The organism is Marinitenerispora sediminis, assembly GCF_003336425.1.
GTDB lineage: Bacteria > Actinomycetota > Actinomycetes > Streptosporangiales > Streptosporangiaceae > Marinitenerispora > Marinitenerispora sediminis.
Map to the genome: position 1 here is coordinate 1 of NZ_QEIO01000320.1, position 1040 is coordinate 1040.

A 1040-nucleotide genomic window follows, 5' to 3' on the forward strand; every position below is an offset into this window, starting at 1 on the left:
CTAGGACGTGTTTGGAAAGTTCAGAGCCATTCCCCGATGGCCGCGACCAGGACGGTGGCCTCGAACCTCAAGGCGAGCTTGTCAAAGCGCGTGGCTACCGCCCGGTTGCGTTTGAGCCGGTTGATCCCGCACTCCACCGCATGCCGGTTACCGTAGTCGGCCTGGTCGAACGCGGGAGGTCGACCACCCCGCCGGCCTTTACGCTTACGGTTGGCCACCCGGTCCACCGGTTCGGGAATGGTCGCCCTGATCTTGCGTCTGCGCAGGTGTGCGCGGATCCCCGCCGAGCTGTACGCCTTGTCGGCGCGCACCAGGTCCGGGCGGGTGCGCGCCGGACCGCCCCGACCATGCGGTGCCACGCGGATGCGTTCCATGACCGCTTCGAACCGCGGGGCGTCCCCGCGCTGCCCGGCCGTGACGAGGACCGCGAGGGGTTTTTGTCCCTGCTCGCACGCCAGGTGGATCTTGGTGGTGAACCCGCCGCGGGAGCGGCCCAGCGCGTGGTCGGCGGGCTCGACCGTTTCGTGATCTCGCCCGGCCCCTTTTTCACCGCGCCGGCGGCGTGCTGGTGGGCGCGCACGATGGTGGAGTCGACGTTGACCTGCCAGCTGATCAGGGCGGCCGCGTCCGCGCGGGACTGCAGTCTGGCCAAGATGTGGGCCCAGACGCCGGTCAGGGTCCAGCGGCGGAACAGGTCATAGACCGTGGCCCAGGGGCCGTAGCGTTGGGGGATGTCGCGCCAGGGCGCGCCGGTGCGGGTGCGCCAGCGGATGCCGTTGATGAGGGTGCGTCTGGAGTGGGTCGGTGGTCGTCCGGTGGTGGGGGCGGGGAGCAGGGGTTCGAGCAGCGCCCATTGGGCATCGGTGAGGTCACCGCGCCCGGGGGCGGGTAGGGTCGGCACGAAGCCTCCGGTTCACATGGTCTTCTTGGTCGTTGATCCATGTACCGGAGGCTTCACTCATGCCCGGGATCGACACGCGCACGGTTACTGTTCTGACGCTGATTGCCCCAGTTTCAAACAGTTTCCAAACACTCCCTAG

Annotated in this window: 1 protein-coding gene; it reads right to left on the reverse strand. The window is 68.4% G+C overall.

Features of this window, described 5'->3' with window-relative positions; all coding sequences use genetic code 11:
- Nucleotides 1-20: 20 nt before the first annotated feature.
- A protein-coding gene (locus tag DEF28_RS26580; protein WP_199493576.1) for an IS5 family transposase occupies nucleotides 21-901 on the reverse strand; the annotation gives its coding sequence in 2 pieces (ribosomal slippage) (nucleotides 21-511 and nucleotides 511-901; 882 coding nt in all).
- Between the last annotated feature and the right edge of the window lie 139 nt (nucleotides 902-1040).